2 protein-coding genes are annotated in these 1,181 nt (G+C 57.8%); both read left to right on the top strand.

Annotated features, from left to right (window positions below; genetic code table 11):
• A partial coding sequence (gene surE / locus ADADOO_RS02795; RefSeq protein WP_511274827.1) for a 5'/3'-nucleotidase SurE occupies nt 1-623 on the top strand: 623 nt, incomplete at its 5' end.
• Between the two features lie 26 nt (nt 624-649).
• Nucleotides 650-1,181 (top strand): protein-L-isoaspartate(D-aspartate) O-methyltransferase (locus tag ADADOO_RS02790; protein WP_511274826.1); only part of this gene is annotated, 532 nt, incomplete at its 3' end.

Raw genomic sequence — 1,181 nt, 5'->3', positions numbered from 1 at the left:
GTGCCAGCAATTCGCTAACGCTCGATCGGCCCTTGCTGCTGAAAAAAGCTTCCAACGGGTTTTATTTTGTAAATGGCACGCCAACCGATTGCGTCCATTTGGCCGTTACGGGCATGCTCGATGAATTGCCGGATATTATCGTTTCGGGAATAAATAATGGCGCCAATATGGGTGACGACACGATTTATTCGGGTACCGTTGCGGCGGCGACGGAAGGCTATTTGCTCGGCATTCCCTCCATCGCCATTTCCCTGACCAACTTCGAGGGGAATAATTATGCGACGGCCGGCCGTGTCGCGCGCGAATTGGTTGAGCGCTTTATTCGCCATCCAATTCGTGAACCTGTTTTATTGAATGTAAATGTCCCAGATGCTCCTTACTCTGGATTGAATGGCATGGAAGTCACCCGCCTTGGCCGTCGGCATAAAGCGGAGCCAGTGGTAAAAATGACCTCGCCGCGTAATGAAACGGTGTATTGGGTTGGCGCGGCCGGAGCGGCTGCCGATGCCGGGCCGGGTACCGATTTCAATGCAATTGAGCGCGGTGTCGTTTCGATTACCCCGTTGCAGATCGATCTGACGCACGCCGCCCAACTGCCTGTTATTCATCAGTGGATGCAGTGAGGCACGGCGTGTTGCAAGGTATCGGCATGACATCGCAGCGCACCCGGAAGCGGATGATCGAGCGTCTGCGTGAAAAGGGCATCCGCAACGAAGCCGTTCTCAAGGCGATGGCCGCTGTTCCTCGCCACGTCTTCGTCGAGGAGGCTCTGGCCTCGCGGGCCTACGAAGATACCGCGCTGCCGCTTGGCATGGGCCAGACCATTTCGCAGCCTTACGTCGTGGCGCGCATGATCGAACTGCTGCTCAACGGGCGAAAGACTTTGGGCAAAACGCTCGAGATCGGGGCTGGCTGTGGTTACCAGGCTGCCGTGCTGGCCCAGTTGACCGACGAAGTTTATGCTGTCGAGCGGTTAGCGCCCTTGCTGGAAAAAGCCAAGGCCAACATGCGCACCCTGCAGCAGTTCAACGTCCGGTTGAAGCATGCCGATGGCCAGTTCGGGTTGCCCGAGGCCGGCCCGTTTGACAGTATTATAGTCGCCGCTGCCGGGGCCAGTGTGCCACCTGCGCTGCTTCAGCAGCTTGCGTCAGGTGGGCGCCTGGTCTTGCCAGTCGGGGCTG

It is taken from the genome of Azonexus sp., assembly GCF_036170495.1.
Taxonomy (GTDB): domain Bacteria; phylum Pseudomonadota; class Gammaproteobacteria; order Burkholderiales; family Rhodocyclaceae; genus Azonexus.
The sequence above is the reverse complement of the archived record's forward strand: the minus strand, read 5'-3'. Positions and strand labels throughout refer to the sequence as shown.